This window comes from Bacteroides graminisolvens DSM 19988 = JCM 15093 (genome assembly GCF_000428125.1).
Classification (GTDB): domain Bacteria; phylum Bacteroidota; class Bacteroidia; order Bacteroidales; family Bacteroidaceae; genus Bacteroides; species Bacteroides graminisolvens.
Genome location: NZ_ATZI01000025.1, coordinates 1 through 15183 on the forward strand (window position 1 = coordinate 1; position 15183 = coordinate 15183).

The window sequence follows — 15183 nt, forward strand, 5'->3', positions numbered from 1 at the left end:
CTTTGGTTGCTTTGCAATACAACATCCTTTCGGTTGTAAAGAGGTTTACAGCATACGAAACGATGGGCAAACTTTTTCAAGACATAACCAAAGACTCTTTGGAACTCTCGGTTACTGACAGAATATGGGGAGCCCTTCAGGAGATTGTTATAGCTATAGCGAACCTCTTCGGATTACTCGATGAGGAAATATACGATGCTATTATCAACAGATCTGAGGAGCTGGGCCATATATGCGATATTTACAAATTAAAACTGGCAAGTTGAACTTGCGAAACATGAATAAAGAGATAATACTCCAGTGTCTTAATACCGGCCAGTATCTTTTCATAGTAATTGGTGTTTAGTGTACAAAGTGATAACACAAATGTAGATAAAAAAGGCGAATCTGAAAAGAAAGGAAGAGGAAGTATATAAAAAAAGCGTCTCTGTAGAAAGAAACGCTTTTTTGAGCCTCTTGTCGGATTCGAACCAACGACCCCGAGATTACAAATCACGTGCTCTGGCCAACTGAGCTAAAGAGGCAGGTGGGTAAGCTTACTATATCGCGCCGCTACAACCAACTACCTTTGCTGCGATCAAGCCCTGGAGGATTCGAAGGGAGCTGGCCGTATAGGACTTACCCGGGCGCAAAGGTAGGCATTTTTAGTAAACCTGCAATACCTTGCCTAAACTTTTTTGATAGGTAAATATGTAACTAGCTACCTATCAATCGATTAATAGGCCAAACTATTTGCAAAAAAACAAAAATTAACCTGCAATACGTCAATCTTTTGCTTGTCGGTCCTATCTTTGCAATGAAACTTATACTTGTTTATGAACAGGTATTTCGTGGAAAGTACTAACTTTGTGCACTATTATAACAAAAAAGAAATGGCAGAGAGCAGAAGTCACATACAAAAATACGCCATGCATTTTGGCACGTACATGGGAATTTACTGGATCTTAAAATTCAGCCTATTCCCCTTGGGATTAACTATTCCATTCTTACTTTTCTTATTTCTGGGGCTAACCTTAGGTGTACCGTTCATGGGGTATTACTATACCCGAATTTATAGGAATAAAATATGCGGCGGAGAAATCAGCTTCGGTCATGCATGGATGTTTTCCGTATTCATGTATATGTTTGCCGCATTACTCACAGCCGTAGCACATTATATTTATTTTCGTTTCATAGACCATGGCTATATAATTAACACTTACACAAACATTCTCAATGCGGCTACCCAAAACACTTTGCCGGGAATGGATTCCTATATAACACAAATCAAGGAGGCGATGAATGTAATCAAAGCATTCAGTCCCACTGACATTACCTTGCAACTCTTGTCGCAAAATGTTTTTTATTGCAGCATACTGGCCATACCCACTGCATTAATTGTAATGAAAAAAAAGAAAAACATAGAATAAATATAAATCATGGATATATCTGTTGTTATTCCATTATATAATGAAGAAGAATCACTTCCCGAGCTTTACAGCTGGATTGAAAGAGTGATGAAAGCAAATAACTATTCATTTGAGGTCATTTTCGTCAATGACGGAAGTACTGATGATTCTTGGGAAGTAATAGAGCAACTTAAAGCTACATCGGGTGAAACTGTTAAAGGAATCAAGTTCCGCCGGAATTATGGTAAATCTCCGGCTTTGTACTGTGGGTTCAAGGAAGCTCAGGGGGAAGTCGTTATTACAATGGATGCAGACTTGCAAGATAGCCCCGACGAAATTCCCGAATTATATCGTATGATTACCGAAGAAGGTTACGATCTGGTTTCCGGATGGAAACAAAAACGATATGATCCGCTCTCAAAAACTCTTCCCACTAAATTGTTTAATGCCACGGCCCGTAAAGTATCGGGAATCAAGAACCTTCATGATTTTAACTGCGGACTGAAAGCTTACCGGAAAAAAGTAGTTAAGAACATCGAAGTATACGGTGAAATGCACCGTTACATACCCTATTTGGCCAAGAACGCCGGGTTTAAAAAAATAGGAGAAAGAATAGTGCAACATCAGGCTCGCAAATACGGAACCACGAAATTCGGTTTAAATCGTTTTGTGAATGGATATTTAGACCTTATATCATTGTGGTTCTTATCGCGATTTGGAATAAAGCCCATGCATTTTTTCGGTTTATTGGGCTCGTTGATGTTTTTGCTGGGATTCATTTCAGTCATTGCGGTAGGAGTTTCCAAATTGTATAATATGTACAACGGAATGCCATACCGATTGGTCACCGAATCGCCCTATTTTTACTTATCGCTTACTGCTATGATTATTGGTACCCAACTATTTTTGGCCGGCTTTTTAGGCGAGTTGATCTCCAGAAATGCTCCGGAAAGAAATAACTACCAAATTGAAGAAATAGTCTGATCAAATAGATCCTAACTAAACATGATCAAATAATGAAGAATCTGATTACAAAACGATTCATGTATACTCTGGCAACTACTTACATTGTATTAAGTGTTGCTTCATGCGTGGAAGAAGAAAATTGTTCGCAATACGGCAGAGAAAGCCTCACTTGTAACGTTTATACACTGGAAGACAGCAAAGCTGTAAAAGACACTTTAGATTCACTCCATGTTACTGCATTGGGTACTGACTCAATCATACTGAACAGAGAAGCCAAAGTTCGAAGCTTCTCCCTGCCTTTGCGCTATACCAGTGACACAACCACCTTTGTGCTGAAGTACATCAACAACATAAAAGACACCATACGGGTTATCCACACCAACACTCCCAAGTTTATATCGATGGATTGTGGTTACCAGGTTAGCCAGGTTGTGGAAAAAGTAAGTTATACCAAGCATCAATTAGATTCAATATACATATCAGATGAAGAAGCCAATACTACAGGGACTGAAAATCTCAAACTTTTTTATTAGTCTGATTGTTCTTTTGCTATCGACACAGCCTTTATTCAGTCAGGTTCAACCGGCTAATAAGCGACCGGCCGGCAAGGCAGACAGCAAGAAGAAAGACGAAAACAAAGTTGTTTTTCCTCTCTATAACGGAGTATATGTAGGAGCCGATTTATTCGGTTTGGGCAATAGCCTATTGGGAGGAGACTTTATCAGTTCCGAAGTTAGCATAGACGTGAATCTTAAGAATAAATTCTTTCCGGTTGTAGAAGTAGGATATGGTAAAGCCGACAAATGGCAAGACGATGGAGGCATACACTACAAAAGCAGCGCTCCTTATTTTAGGGTGGGAATGAACTTCAACACCATGTATAAGAAGCAAAGAGAGAATCACCTTTTCGTGGGATTTCGTTACGGTGCAAGCAGTTTTAATTATGATGTTGAAACGACTCCTTTGCAAGATCCCATTTGGCCGGGTCAAACCAGTAATCCGGATATTGTTGACGGCATTTGGGGCGGCAGTTTACCTTACCGTCACACCGGACTTAAAGGCAGCATGCAATGGTTTGAACTGGTAGCCGGAGTACGTGTGCAGATATTCAAAGATTTTATGATGGGATGGACTGTTCGCAAAAAGTATAAGACCTCATCATCCATCAGTGAATACGCTAATCCCTGGTATGTACCCGGTTTTGGAAAATATGGAGATTCGCAAATGGGAATCACCTACTCACTTATTTATAAACTCCCGTTTTAAGATACAAGAATGAATACAAAGAATTCAAAAACAAAGCTATTGTGGTTAATTCCACTGGTTTTGGGCACCATTTATATTATTCGCCGTGAGCAACAAACGCCCTATAACAGTATAGAAGGTCTTATTTTCGGCACCGTTTACCACGTTACTTATCAGTATGATGGCGACTTAAAGCCCGAGATAGAGAAAGCATTTAAAACATTCGACGGGTCCTTGTCAACATTCAACGACACCTCTGTTATATCTAAAATAAATCAAAACAAAGAAGTTGTACCCGATTCCTTTTTCTTAAACGTATACAATCGTTCGATGGAAATATCGAAGGAAACAGATGGTGCATTCGATATAACCGTAGCACCTTTGGTCAACGCTTGGGGATTTGGGTTTAAGAAAAACCAGCAAGTAGATAGTCTGACAATTGATAGCTTACTACAAATTACAGGCTACGAGAAAATATCACTTGCCCAAGGTAAGATTATAAAGAAAGACGCTCGGATTATGCTCGATTGCAGTGCCATTGCCAAAGGATATGCCAGTGATGTAATAGCAGGCGTACTGCAAAGACACGGTGTAAAAAACTTCATGGTAGAAATTGGAGGTGAAATAGTAGCTAGAGGACATAACCCGGAAAAGGCTGCTTGGCGCATCGGGGTAAACAAACCCGTTGACGACTCATTGTCTATGAACCAAGAACTGCAAACAATTCTTCAGCTCACCGATGTAGGTATGGCGACTTCAGGTAATTACCGCAATTTCTATTACAAAGAGGGGAAAAAGTACGCCCACACCATTAACCCTAAAACAGGTTATCCGGTACAACACAATTTATTGTCGACCACAGTTGTGGCTAAAGACTGCATGACAGCCGATGCATTAGCGACCGCATTCATGGTTATGGGATTGGAAAAAGCCGAAGCATTTGCCAATGCACATCCTGAAATTGAGGCATACTTCATTTACAGTGATGAAAAAGGTAACTTTCAAAACTATTTCACCAAAGGGATGAAGAAGTATATTGCAGAGAAGCAATAAACTACTTCATAAAAACGAAATAAACGGCCAGTATCAAACACAAAAATGCCGCCAGGTGATTCCAATGGAGTGATTCACCTTTGAATAAAAGAGTAGAGAACAGTGTGAACACAACCAGCGTAATCACCTCTTGAATCACCTTGAGCTGCATCAGTGTGAAAGGACCGCCATTGCCGTGGAAACCCATCCTGTTGGCAGGCACCTGCGCACAATATTCAAACAGAGCTATTCCCCATGAGAAAAGAATCACCATAATAAGCGGCCAGTTATCAATCAGTTTAGCATCTTGCAATTTCAGGTGCCCGTACCAGGCGAATGTCATAAATACATTGGAAACAATAAGTAACAAAATAGAATAAACTCCTTGAGACATCATATGGATTATATTTTTATAATATAGGTTCTTTCATCGCGTCCGGCAACAAATCAGTCTGTATGTTTGTCATGCTCCCCCACAAACTATAACGAGCTTCCGGGTTCATACTTTCTAACTGCTTCAAAACCCCTTTCATGTCGCTCCTACTCGACCCTGATTCGTACGGACAATTCTTCACCTGCTTTTTGTAGCTCCTAATCTTGGCCAGTTCCAGCAAATCACTTTCATGAATAAGGCACATCGGGCGAATGATTGTCATATCGAATTTCCTCATAACCAGTTTAGGAGGCATTGTACTAAAAGCCCCCTGATAAGTCATATTCATTAACAGCGTTTCAAGTATATCATCCATGTGATGCCCTAACGCAATCTTGTTGCATCCGTTCTCCTTAGCTACTGCAAAGAGAGCTTTCCGACGATTCCAGGAACATAAAAAACAGGGAGATTTTCGGGTATCCGTAGTAGGGTCAAAGGATGTTTCAAACACAATTAACGGAACATCATAGGCGGCTGCATGGTTTCTGAGGTATTCCAAATCACTTTGATAAGGAATATTCTTCATCACAACATGTACCGCTATCACAGAAAACCGGGGTTTAAAAATGCGTGCCCTCTTCCCAAGCAGCTCAACCAGAGCCAACGAATCTTTTCCACCCGACAGGCCAACCAGTATTTTGTCGCCATCCTCAATTAATCCGTATTGTATAACTCCTTTGCCAAACCGCTTATTGATACGGTTGATACATACATCTTCCTTTGTTAACTCTGCCATAAATTCAAAATTGGGTGCAAAAGTAAGCCAAAAGAATCATTTAAAGAAGAATTAACATAATAGAAATACAGGCAGGAAGTGTTATTTATAAAATATTTGTATTTTTGAACTTCTGAACATAAAGTTGAATATAATAATGAAGAAAAGAGGGATTATACTTTTTCTATTCTGTTGCATTGTTAGCTTTCTTTCGGCACAAACGCTTGAAGAAGCAAAAGCCATGTTTTTAAAAGGTGAATATACAAAATCGAAACCGGTATTCAAGAAATATTTTAAATCTCAGCCAGCCAATGCCAGTTACAATTATTGGTACGGAGTATGTTGTCTCAAAACAAATGAGCCAGGCGAAGCGATAAAGCCTCTCGAATTCGCCGTAAAAAAGAAAATTCAGAATGCGCCATTCTTCCTTGCCGAAACGTACAATACACTCTATCGGTTTGATGATGCAGTGATGCTGCTTGAAGAACAAATACAGGCCCATTCTAAGAAGAAACAGCCGGTTGACGATCTGGAAAAGCTATTAGAAAAGACAAAAGTGAATGCCCGTATGCTAAAAGGAGTAGAAGAAGTTTGCATTATCGACAGTTTTGTTGTTGACAAACGGAATTTCCTGGCAACCTACAAATTAAGTGAAGAATCGGGAAAGCTATTTACCTACAATCAATTTTTCGGATCAGAAGGAAAGAATGAAGGAACGGTTTATGAAACTGAAATTGGGAATAAGATATATTACAGTGAACGCGGACGTAACAAAACATTAGACATTTTCACTAAAAACAAAATGCTCGATCAATGGGGAGAAGGAACTCCACTACCGGGAAGCATTAATGATAATGGAAATGCCAATTACCCATTTGTAATGACCGATGGAATTACTATTTATTACGCATCCGACAATGAAAATTCAATGGGTGGGTATGATATCTTTGTAACTCGTTACAACACCGGAACAGACACTTTTTTGAATCCCGAAAACGTAGGCATGCCGTTTAACTCACCATACAACGATTATATGTTTGCCGTTGACGAATACAATGATCTGGGCTGGTTTGCTTCCGATCGTTTTCAGCCTGCTGACAAAGTGTGCATTTACGTTTTCATCCCCAACACTTCCAAACAAACCTACAATTACGAAAGCATGGATCCGGAGCTGATAAAGAATATAGCCAGGCTTTCGTCCATCTCCCTGACTTGGAAAGATAAAAACGCAGTAAAAGAAGCCAAAGAAAGATTAGAAGCTGCTATCAGTCAGAAACCAAGGGAAGAAAAGAACTATGATTTTGAGTTTATCGTTAACGATCAGATAACCTACCACAAAATTGACCAATTCCAATCTGAGCAAAGCAAAGAACTGTTCAGGGAATACCAACAATTGTGCAAGGATTACCGCCAGCAGAGCAGTAAGCTGAGCAGCCAGCGTGACTGGTACGGAGATGCTTCAGCCGAAGATCAGAAAAAGATGTCGGCAGCCATACTCGATTTAGAAAAACGAGTAGAGGAAATGTCACATCAATTAGATACGTTATCGACCCGCGTACGTAACGAAGAAATACAATACCTTAAAAAATAATGTCTATGGATATACTTATTATTATTGTGCTTATCATTGCAGCGATCGTCCTTTTCTTGGTTGAACTGTTTGTAATTCCCGGAATCAGTATTGCCGGCATATCGGCTTTGGCTTGTGTGGCTTATGCCAATTACCACGCCTTTACCTATTTGGGACAAACAGCCGGATTCATTACACTATCCGTTTCCATACTGGCTTGCATCGGCTCATTGATTTGGTTTATGCGATCTAAAACACTCGACAAGTTGGCTCTGAAGAAAAACATTACCTACAAAGTCGACAAACTCGCAGCCTCTCGTGTCAGAGTGGGTGATCAAGGTGTATGTACCACCCGATTGGCTCTCATCGGCTATGCAGAAATAAACGGTGATATAATAGAAGTCAAATCAACCGACGGCTTTTTAGATGAAAAGACCCCTATCATCGTTGAACGCATTACCGACGGGGTCATTCTGGTCAAAGAAATTAAAAAATAATATTCACTAAATACTATTATTATGATAGACAGTACGTTTTTAACGATAATCTTCGTAGTCGGAGGCATTATCTTTCTCATTCTGTTTTTTCACTATGTGCCATTCTTCCTTTGGTTATCGGCCAAAGTATCCGGAGTAAACATTTCGCTGATACAGCTCTTTTTGATGCGTATCCGAAACGTTCCTCCCTACATCATCGTACCCGGTATGATTGAGGCCCACAAAGCCGGACTTAGCAACATCACCCGTGATGAACTAGAAGCTCACTATCTGGCCGGTGGTCATGTAGAGAGAGTGGTGCATGCACTGGTATCGGCATCCAAAGCCAACATCGAATTGACTTTCCAAATGGCTACAGCCATTGACCTGGCAGGACGCGATGTGTTTGAAGCCGTACAAATGTCCGTTAACCCCAAAGTGATTGACACCCCTCCTGTTACTGCTGTTGCCAAAGACGGAATTCAGCTCATTGCTAAAGCCCGTGTTACCGTACGTGCCAATATCAGACAATTAGTAGGTGGCGCTGGCGAAGATACTATATTAGCTCGCGTTGGTGAAGGTATCGTATCTTCCATCGGTTCGTCTTTAAATCATAAAGCCGTACTTGAAAATCCGGATTCCATTTCGAAACTAGTGTTACGAAAAGGGCTCGATGCCGGTACTGCTTTCGAAATACTATCCATTGATATTGCAGATATTGATATTGGTAAGAACATTGGTGCTGCTTTGCAAATTGACCAGGCCAATGCCGATAAAAACATTGCGCAAGCTAAAGCCGAAGAGCGAAGAGCCATGGCCGTAGCCACTGAACAAGAAATGAAAGCCAAAGCACAGGAAGCACGAGCTAAAGTTATTGAAGCCGAAGCTCAAGTACCCCAGGCAATGGCCGAAGCATTCAGAAGCGGAAACCTGGGAATCATGGATTACTATCGTATGAAGAATATTGAGGCAGATACTTCCATGAGGGAAAATATAGCAAAACCATCTGCTAATCCGGGCAAACCCCTTAGCGAATAAATAAAAAGAATCTTTACTTATGACAAAAAAATATTTTGCTTCTTCAGAACTGATTATCAATGAAGACGGTTCCGTGTTTCACCTTCACGTGAAACCGGAACAGTTGGCCGACAAGGTTATCCTAGTGGGTGACCCCGGTAGGGTGTCATTGGTAGCGTCACATTTCGAAGAAAAAGAATGTGAGATTGAAAGCCGTGAGTTCAAAACCATTACCGGTACCTACAAAGGCAAACGAATTACCGTCGTATCAACGGGCATCGGTTGCGACAACATAGATATCGTGATGAATGAACTCGATGCGCTGGCTAATATTGACTTTACAACCCGCGAAGAAAAAGAGACGTTCCGCCAATTGGAACTCGTCAGAATAGGCACTTGCGGAGGGTTACAGCCCAACACACCCGTGGGCACTTTCATCTGCTCGGAGAAATCCATTGGTTTTGACGGGTTACTCAACTTCTATGCCGGTCGTAACGAAGCGTGTGATCTGGAATTTGAGAACGCTTTCTTAGCCCACATGGGGTGGAAAGGAAACCTATGTGCTCCGGCTCCTTACGTGATTGACGCCAATCAGGAACTGATTAACCGTATAGATCACGGAGACATGGTACGTGGTGTAACGATTGCAGCCGGAGGATTTTTCGGACCTCAGGGACGCGAATTACGCATTCCTCTTGCCGACCCCAACCAAAATCAAAAGATTGAAAACTTTACGTACAAAGGTTACAAAATAACCAACTTCGAGATGGAAAGCTCCGCGTTGGCAGGCCTAAGCAAACTCATGGGACACAAAGCCATGACCGTATGCATGGTCATAGCCAACCGCCTCATCAAAGAAGCCAATACCGGTTATAAAAATACCATCGATACATTAATTGAAACAGTGCTCAACCGAATTTAGGTTGAGCACACCTTTTTCATATTACAACAATCGAGAAAAGATAGAATTAAGCCTTACCAATGAATAGGGTTTTGTCATCACTTCATTGCAACCGGCAGCGAGCGCTTCTTTAAATCTATTATATTCTGTTCTTTCAAATACCCCAATAATAGGTACATGAGCATCTAAGCTTCTTATTTTAGCAACTCCGTTTACACCCGATTGCTCCTGCAAATCCATTGACATCAAAATTAAATGAGGCATTTGCTTTTGTATCCTTTTAAAAGCCTCATTACTGCTCCGTGCCCATAAAACCCTAAAATTGTCTCCAATCAATTCATACAAACGATTGAAAACACTCATACTATCATCCACTACCAGAATAATCTTTTTACCATTATTTAATTGTGGGGAAGCAACACCATTGGCCATACATTCGTCCACATCAACAGCATAATAAGGTATATACAAAGAAAAAGTACTACCCTTACCTAAAACCGATTCCGTTTGAATATAACCACCCAACCTCTGCGCAATTTGTTTAGATATAGATAGCCCAAGTCCTGTTCCTTGAGAAAACTCGTCAATCTTTTCAAAGATTTCAAATATACGATCAATCATATCATGAGGTATTCCCTTACCAGTATCGGACACTGATATTTTGACCCACTCATTCAGTCGTATCACATTAACAATAATGCTACCGCGTTCCGTGTTTTTAATTGCATTAGTAATAAAATTATCGACCACCTGCATAATTCTATTTCCATCAGTTTCTACCCATATAGGATAATTGGGACGCCCAACGATCAGTTTCACCTCCGGTTTCATTCTGTCTACATACTGATTATATAAATCAAGAATCAGTCCGGTCAACTCTACTCTTTCTTTATTTAATTCAATATCACAAGAGTCAAACAAAGAAAAATCGATTATATCGTTTACTAATTTCAGGAAAAGATCTGCATTTGCTTGCATCACATTAGCGTAGTTTCGTCTTACTTCGGGTGATAAATCGTTTGTAGCAAGTACCTCCGAGAAACCAACTATCGCATTAAGAGGAGTTCTTAATTCATGACTCATTGAAGCTAGAAAAGCTCTTTTAAGTCGCTCCGCTTCATCGGCCCTTTTTCTCATCAGTTCCAAAGCCTCTATGTGTTTTACTTTGTCGGTTATATCACGAACAACCCAGATAACCTGATTAGCGCCAAACGAAGAAACTTTTGCTTGAAAATAAAAACGAACACCATTAAATTCCATGGATGATTCAACTTCTACAATTTCATCATTTGCTAAACATTCCCGAATCGTTCGTTCATATAAATCAGATATTTCCGGTTCAAAAAAACGTCGAAGAGGCTGACCAATTAATTCTTCTCTGGTATGAAAAAGCTTTGTTTTAAGAGGTATTATTACATCAACAATGTAGTATTTATCATCAAATATAAATATAAATTCAGGCAAAGCATCAATAATCTTTTTGCTGTATTCCTTCAAATATTCAAACTTATCCTCCTCCTCTACCCGATTAGTTATATTTGTACGATATCCTATGATTCGGGGAGCAGATGCATCTTTGCATTCAAGACAAGTAAACAACGAATCTTCAAACCACAAGGTTTGTTCATTCTTTCCAATCGTTCGAAAGCGCACTTTGAGCATTTGTTCGGCACCTGACATAATTGAATGAAAAGCATTTAAGTAATTGACCACATCATTAGGGTGTACAGAATGAATAAAACCCTCATAAGTATCATATTGAATGCCGACTTCTTCAAGACCCAAGTTTTTGAAAAAGTCATCAGAAAAACCTATACTATTAGTGCTTCCGTCATAAAACCACAAGGCTACCTTGTGGGCGCCAAGAATAGAAATGATTTTGCGGCAGTTTATCTTAACTACTTCGCTATCGCCTTCGGTCGACAAAAAATTAAAGTCTGCATCCATACCCGTTTTCTATATAAGGTTAACAACTAGAAAACACGCTCTTTCATACAAGTTCCTCAAATATAACAAAAAAAACGTATATTTGTATGCTCAAAAACAAAAAAAATGAATCAAGATACAATTTGTGCCATATCTACAGCTCAAGGAGGTGCCATCGGATGCATCCGCCTATCGGGAACAGAAGCCATTCGTATGGTCGAAAGCATTTTCACTCCGGCAACACCCAGCAAGAAGCTTTCCGAACAAAAGCCTTACACACTCACCTTCGGTCAAATAAAAGACGGTGAGGAAGTAATTGACGAAGTACTGGTGAGCCTCTTCAAAGGTCCTCATTCATATACAGGCGAAGATTCCGTTGAAATCTCCTGCCACGGGTCTGCTTATATTCTTCAGCAAGTGATGCAACTACTCATCCGCAATGGATGCAGGCTGGCACAACCCGGAGAATATACTCAACGAGCTTTCTTAAATGGCAAGATGGATTTGAGTCAGGCCGAAGCTGTAGCCGATCTTATTGCATCTTCTTCTGCCGCCACCCACCGACTGGCCATGAGTCAGATGCGCGGAGGCTTTAGCAAAGAACTCACCACTTTGCGTGAACAGCTCCTTCACTTCACTTCGCTCATCGAACTGGAGCTCGACTTCAGCGAGGAAGACGTAGAGTTTGCAAACAGAGACCAACTGATGCAGCTCGCCACACACATTCGGGAGGTCATCACACGCCTTGTCGACAGCTTTAGTGTGGGCAATGCCATCAAAAATGGTGTGCCGGTAGCCATCATCGGCGAGACGAACGCCGGTAAATCAACCCTGCTCAACGTGCTGCTTAACGAAGACAGAGCAATCGTTAGCGACATTCACGGCACCACACGAGATGTAATTGAAGACACCACCAACTTAGGAGGCATCACCTTCCGTTTCATTGACACAGCCGGCATCCGTGAAACATCAGACACCATTGAGTCATTGGGCATTGAGCGTACTTTTCAAAAGCTTGACCAGGCAGAGATAGTGCTTTGGATGATTGATGCATCGGATGCATTAAAACAGATAGAGCAACTCTCGTCGCAGATCATTCCGCGATGTGCTGACAAACGGTTGATCCTGGTACTAAACAAAGCCGATCTCATCAGCGAAGGGCAGCAAAAAGAGCTTGAAGAAAAACTAAATGGCTTAACCACAAAAGACATTCATCACCTTTTTATCTCAGCACGCCACAAGCAACATACCGATGCCTTGCAACAACTGCTCATATCGGCCGCACAGCTCCCCACGGTGACACAGAATGATGTAATTGTGACCAATGTGCGTCATTACGAAGCATTGAAACACTCACTGGAATCCATCGAACGTGTTCAGGAAGGGCTATCAACCGGTATTTCAGGCGATTTCCTTTCGCAAGATATTCGTGAATGTATTTTCCATTTAAGCGACATTGTGGGCGAAGTAACCAACGACATGGTACTTCAAAACATCTTTCATCACTTTTGTATTGGGAAATAAAGCTTGTAAGCATCTGTAATACAGATAGTTACAAGATTCTAAGTTGAAAAATGCAAATATAATCCTGGATTGTTAATTTCTTGATTTTTAATGCAGTAAAAAAATGAACTAAGATGTAAATATTACATTTTTATGGTAGGTTTTGACCCAAGTTTGCTTCGAGTTTATTATTCATATCGTTCTTTAAGTAACTAAATCACCTATAAAATCATACATTTAGTGCTATTCTATGTTTGAACTCTCTATTTAACCAGAGATAATCAAGACATCCAATGCGCTCATCAACTCATTTCATACTCACTTTGTGAGGGTGTTGACACCCTTGCTATTGTATTACCTCCTAAAAAGTATGAAATAAAGTATCACCAAGTATCACCAACCTTGCAACGGATTGATTATCAGTTTTTTATGTGTGACACTTGGCTAAAAAAAAGCCTCACCAAGTATCACCAAGTATCACCAACATTTTTGGCAATGATTCCTTATAAAAAACAACCTGTTATTATTTGTATATAAGGCTTTTCGTTGGTTCCTTTATGTATTTATTTTGCGGATTAGCGATTTTCGTTACATCCGAAACACCACGGTTTGTGCCCTAATAATAACCTGATAAAATAACCACAATGATTTGGAATTGACAGTATAATGTATTATCTTTGTACTTATAATCTTATAGTATATTCAAATTATTATAGGCGCAAAGGCAGGAGTTCGTACTCTTGCCTTTTTTTATGTCTTAACGGTTTATTGTTGCATTCACACGGTGTCTTGCGCCGGTTCGCACGGTAGCAAAAGGCTCCTGAGCAACCGTCTTACGGCGAAGAGACGGTTGCTCAGGACCCAAAAGACGGTTTACGATTTAAAATTGTTCGTTATCTTTTTGAAAAAGTCGGTTATGTTTTTCAAAAAGTTGGTTATGTTTTACCAAAGTCTTGCTGCTCCTTGTTGCTCCCCGGTTTATTAGTTAATAATACATAAATCTGCTCTTGACAGGATTTGTCTGATTCATGGTAACTACTCAGGTTGTTTATGACTAAAAAAGTATCATAATCGTCTTAGCTGTTGATAGTTTGTTGATAATCTATCGGCTCTTTTTTCTTCTTTGGATGTATTGGTCTTTACCTTTGCACGGTGGAAGAAAAGTTACATGACATCCCCTTTGTCCTCTCGGCTTTATATAAGGAGCTAAATTCTCTTCGCAATAAGTATTCTCTTGTTGCGAAGCAGAAAAAGACTCTTTTCAAAGAGCTGCCTTTCAAAGATAGCCTTCTTGCTTTGAAGGAACAGGAGATCAAACGACTCACCCGTGAAAACCTGAAGCTAGAAAAGAAACTGTCCTGTTTTGAACTTCCGGTGAAGAACAGTTGCAACAGTAGCATCCCGGCTTCAAAGAATCCGATTGCAAAGACAAGCATATTGCATACTCGTTCACTGCGAAAGAAATCAAATTTATCTACCGGAGGGCAACCCGGACATCAGGGGCATACATTGGAGCGTTATCCCGACCCTGATGTTGTTCAGAACCATGTGTGCGATCAAAGCAGACATGATCTCAAAGATTTCTAGAGTTACTCCAAGATGCCATTCATCAAAGAAAAATCAAATATCAAGATATAAGACTCTACTGGCAATTGCTAAATTGCACGTAGAGGAAAATTCTATACCTAAAAAAGAACCTGAGTAGTTACCAGTTGATTATAAAATCAACCCGTTGGCGGAATTAAATTAGCGCATATTTAATCCTTCCAATAGGTCTATTGTTCATTTTGTTGATGTATTGCAAAATCGTAAGAGCGCTAATCTTACTGATTATCCTAGTAAAAATCCCATTGACGTCTTTGGCATAATTCCTTATCATCATGAACTGGTCACACATCTGCGAAAAGAGTGTTTCAATTCTTTTCCTTGCTTTAGCAAAAGGAATAAATGTTGGCTTCCAATTCTTTTGATTGAGTCTGTAAGGTACTTCCAGTTTAATGTTAGCACTTTC

15 protein-coding genes, 1 tRNA gene and 1 pseudogene are annotated in these 15183 nt (G+C 40.2%); 12 read left to right on the forward strand and 5 right to left on the reverse strand.

Annotation, left to right across the window (positions count from 1 at the left end; genetic code table 11):
- Window positions 1–266: pseudogene (locus tag C511_RS0112120) on the forward strand (IS4-like element ISUnCu6 family transposase); the annotation flags it as partial.
- Window positions 267–450: 184 nt separating this feature from the next.
- Here the strand turns inward: C511_RS0112120 and C511_RS0112125 are convergent.
- Window positions 451–524: transfer RNA gene (locus tag C511_RS0112125), tRNA-Thr, on the reverse strand.
- Window positions 525–872: 348 nt separating this feature from the next.
- Between C511_RS0112125 and C511_RS0112130 the strand changes: the two genes are divergently transcribed.
- The 5 genes from C511_RS0112130 to C511_RS0112150 are packed head-to-tail and all read left to right on the forward strand — an operon-like array spanning window position 873 to window position 4652.
- Window positions 873–1409: a DUF4199 domain-containing protein gene (locus C511_RS0112130; protein ID WP_024997691.1), complete on the forward strand. Its 537-nt coding sequence runs from the start codon at window positions 873–875 to the stop codon at window positions 1407–1409.
- Window positions 1410–1418: 9 nt separating this feature from the next.
- The gene (locus C511_RS0112135) at window positions 1419–2372 is read left to right on the forward strand and encodes a glycosyltransferase family 2 protein (RefSeq protein WP_024997692.1); all 954 of its coding nucleotides are present in this window, start codon (window positions 1419–1421) and stop codon (window positions 2370–2372) included.
- A 32-nt stretch (window positions 2373–2404) separates the two neighbouring features.
- On the forward strand, window positions 2405–2887 hold the full coding sequence (locus C511_RS0112140; protein WP_024997693.1) for a DUF6452 family protein: 483 nt from the start codon (window positions 2405–2407) through the stop codon (window positions 2885–2887).
- The gene (locus C511_RS0112145) at window positions 2838–3620 is read left to right on the forward strand and encodes a DUF6048 family protein (RefSeq protein ID WP_027318202.1); all 783 of its coding nucleotides are present in this window, start codon (window positions 2838–2840) and stop codon (window positions 3618–3620) included. Before C511_RS0112140 ends, C511_RS0112145 begins: the two co-directional genes overlap by 50 nt.
- A gap of 9 nt (window positions 3621–3629) precedes the next feature.
- Window positions 3630–4652, forward strand: a complete 1023-nt coding sequence (locus C511_RS0112150) for an FAD:protein FMN transferase (protein WP_024997695.1) — start codon at window positions 3630–3632, stop codon at window positions 4650–4652.
- Between the two features lies 1 nt (window position 4653).
- Here the strand turns inward: C511_RS0112150 and C511_RS0112155 are convergent, their stop codons facing one another.
- Together C511_RS0112155 and C511_RS0112160 are read right to left on the reverse strand one after the other, a co-directional pair.
- Window positions 4654–5025: a DMT family protein gene (locus C511_RS0112155; protein WP_024997696.1), complete on the reverse strand. Its 372-nt coding sequence runs from the start codon at window positions 5023–5025 to the stop codon at window positions 4654–4656.
- A gap of 16 nt (window positions 5026–5041) precedes the next feature.
- A complete protein-coding gene (locus C511_RS0112160; RefSeq protein ID WP_027318203.1) occupies window positions 5042–5800 on the reverse strand; it encodes an ATP-binding protein in 759 nt (252 codons plus the stop codon).
- A 136-nt stretch (window positions 5801–5936) separates the two neighbouring features.
- On the opposite strand from C511_RS0112160, the gene C511_RS0112165 reads away from it, so the two are divergent.
- Genes C511_RS0112165 through C511_RS0112180 form a run of 4 tightly spaced genes read left to right on the forward strand, consistent with a single transcriptional unit; the run spans window position 5937 to window position 9764 of the window.
- Window positions 5937–7370: a hypothetical protein gene (locus C511_RS0112165; protein WP_024997697.1), complete on the forward strand. Its 1434-nt coding sequence runs from the start codon at window positions 5937–5939 to the stop codon at window positions 7368–7370.
- A 5-nt stretch (window positions 7371–7375) separates the two neighbouring features.
- Window positions 7376–7846, forward strand: coding sequence for an NfeD family protein (locus C511_RS0112170; protein WP_024997698.1), 471 nt, complete (start codon window positions 7376–7378; stop codon window positions 7844–7846).
- A gap of 18 nt (window positions 7847–7864) precedes the next feature.
- The gene (floA, locus tag C511_RS0112175) at window positions 7865–8863 is read left to right on the forward strand and encodes a flotillin-like protein FloA (RefSeq protein ID WP_276993840.1); all 999 of its coding nucleotides are present in this window, start codon (window positions 7865–7867) and stop codon (window positions 8861–8863) included.
- A 19-nt stretch (window positions 8864–8882) separates the two neighbouring features.
- Window positions 8883–9764 carry a nucleoside phosphorylase gene (locus C511_RS0112180; protein ID WP_024997700.1) on the forward strand — a complete coding sequence of 294 codons (882 nt, stop codon included), beginning with the start codon at window positions 8883–8885 and terminating at the stop codon, window positions 9762–9764.
- A gap of 21 nt (window positions 9765–9785) precedes the next feature.
- Here C511_RS0112180 and C511_RS0112185 read toward each other — a convergent pair whose 3' ends face one another.
- Entirely contained in the window at window positions 9786–11690 is a 1905-nt protein-coding gene (locus C511_RS0112185; RefSeq protein WP_027318204.1) for an ATP-binding protein, read from the reverse strand.
- A gap of 105 nt (window positions 11691–11795) precedes the next feature.
- On the opposite strand from C511_RS0112185, the gene mnmE reads away from it, so the two are divergent.
- Complete coding sequence (gene mnmE / locus C511_RS0112190) at window positions 11796–13193, forward strand: tRNA uridine-5-carboxymethylaminomethyl(34) synthesis GTPase MnmE (protein ID WP_024997701.1); 1398 nt, start codon at window positions 11796–11798, stop codon at window positions 13191–13193.
- 1131 nt (window positions 13194–14324) lie between these two features.
- Entirely contained in the window at window positions 14325–14759 is a 435-nt protein-coding gene (locus C511_RS0112195; protein WP_024997702.1) for a DUF6444 domain-containing protein, read from the forward strand.
- 154 nt (window positions 14760–14913) lie between these two features.
- On the opposite strand, the gene C511_RS0112200 is transcribed toward C511_RS0112195, so the two are convergent.
- Window positions 14914–15183 (reverse strand): transposase (locus C511_RS0112200; RefSeq protein ID WP_027318205.1); only part of this gene is annotated, 270 nt, incomplete at its 5' end.

Coding starts and splice junctions, on each gene's coding strand:
- C511_RS0112155 (WP_024997696.1), bottom strand. CDS start 5,025: ATGTCTCAAGGAGTTTATTCTATTTTGTTACTTATTGTTTCCAATGTA.
- C511_RS0112185 (WP_027318204.1), bottom strand. CDS start 11,690: ATGGATGCAGACTTTAATTTTTTGTCGACCGAAGGCGATAGCGAAGTA.
- C511_RS0112150 (WP_024997695.1), top strand. CDS start 3,630: ATGAATACAAAGAATTCAAAAACAAAGCTATTGTGGTTAATTCCACTG.
- C511_RS0112180 (WP_024997700.1), top strand. CDS start 8,883: ATGACAAAAAAATATTTTGCTTCTTCAGAACTGATTATCAATGAAGAC.
- C511_RS0112165 (WP_024997697.1), top strand. CDS start 5,937: ATGAAGAAAAGAGGGATTATACTTTTTCTATTCTGTTGCATTGTTAGC.
- C511_RS0112170 (WP_024997698.1), top strand. CDS start 7,376: ATGGATATACTTATTATTATTGTGCTTATCATTGCAGCGATCGTCCTT.
- C511_RS0112145 (WP_027318202.1), top strand. CDS start 2,838: ATGAAGAAGCCAATACTACAGGGACTGAAAATCTCAAACTTTTTTATT.
- C511_RS0112130 (WP_024997691.1), top strand. CDS start 873: ATGGCAGAGAGCAGAAGTCACATACAAAAATACGCCATGCATTTTGGC.
- C511_RS0112135 (WP_024997692.1), top strand. CDS start 1,419: ATGGATATATCTGTTGTTATTCCATTATATAATGAAGAAGAATCACTT.
- C511_RS0112140 (WP_024997693.1), top strand. CDS start 2,405: ATGAAGAATCTGATTACAAAACGATTCATGTATACTCTGGCAACTACT.
- mnmE (WP_024997701.1), top strand. CDS start 11,796: ATGAATCAAGATACAATTTGTGCCATATCTACAGCTCAAGGAGGTGCC.
- C511_RS0112160 (WP_027318203.1), bottom strand. CDS start 5,800: ATGGCAGAGTTAACAAAGGAAGATGTATGTATCAACCGTATCAATAAG.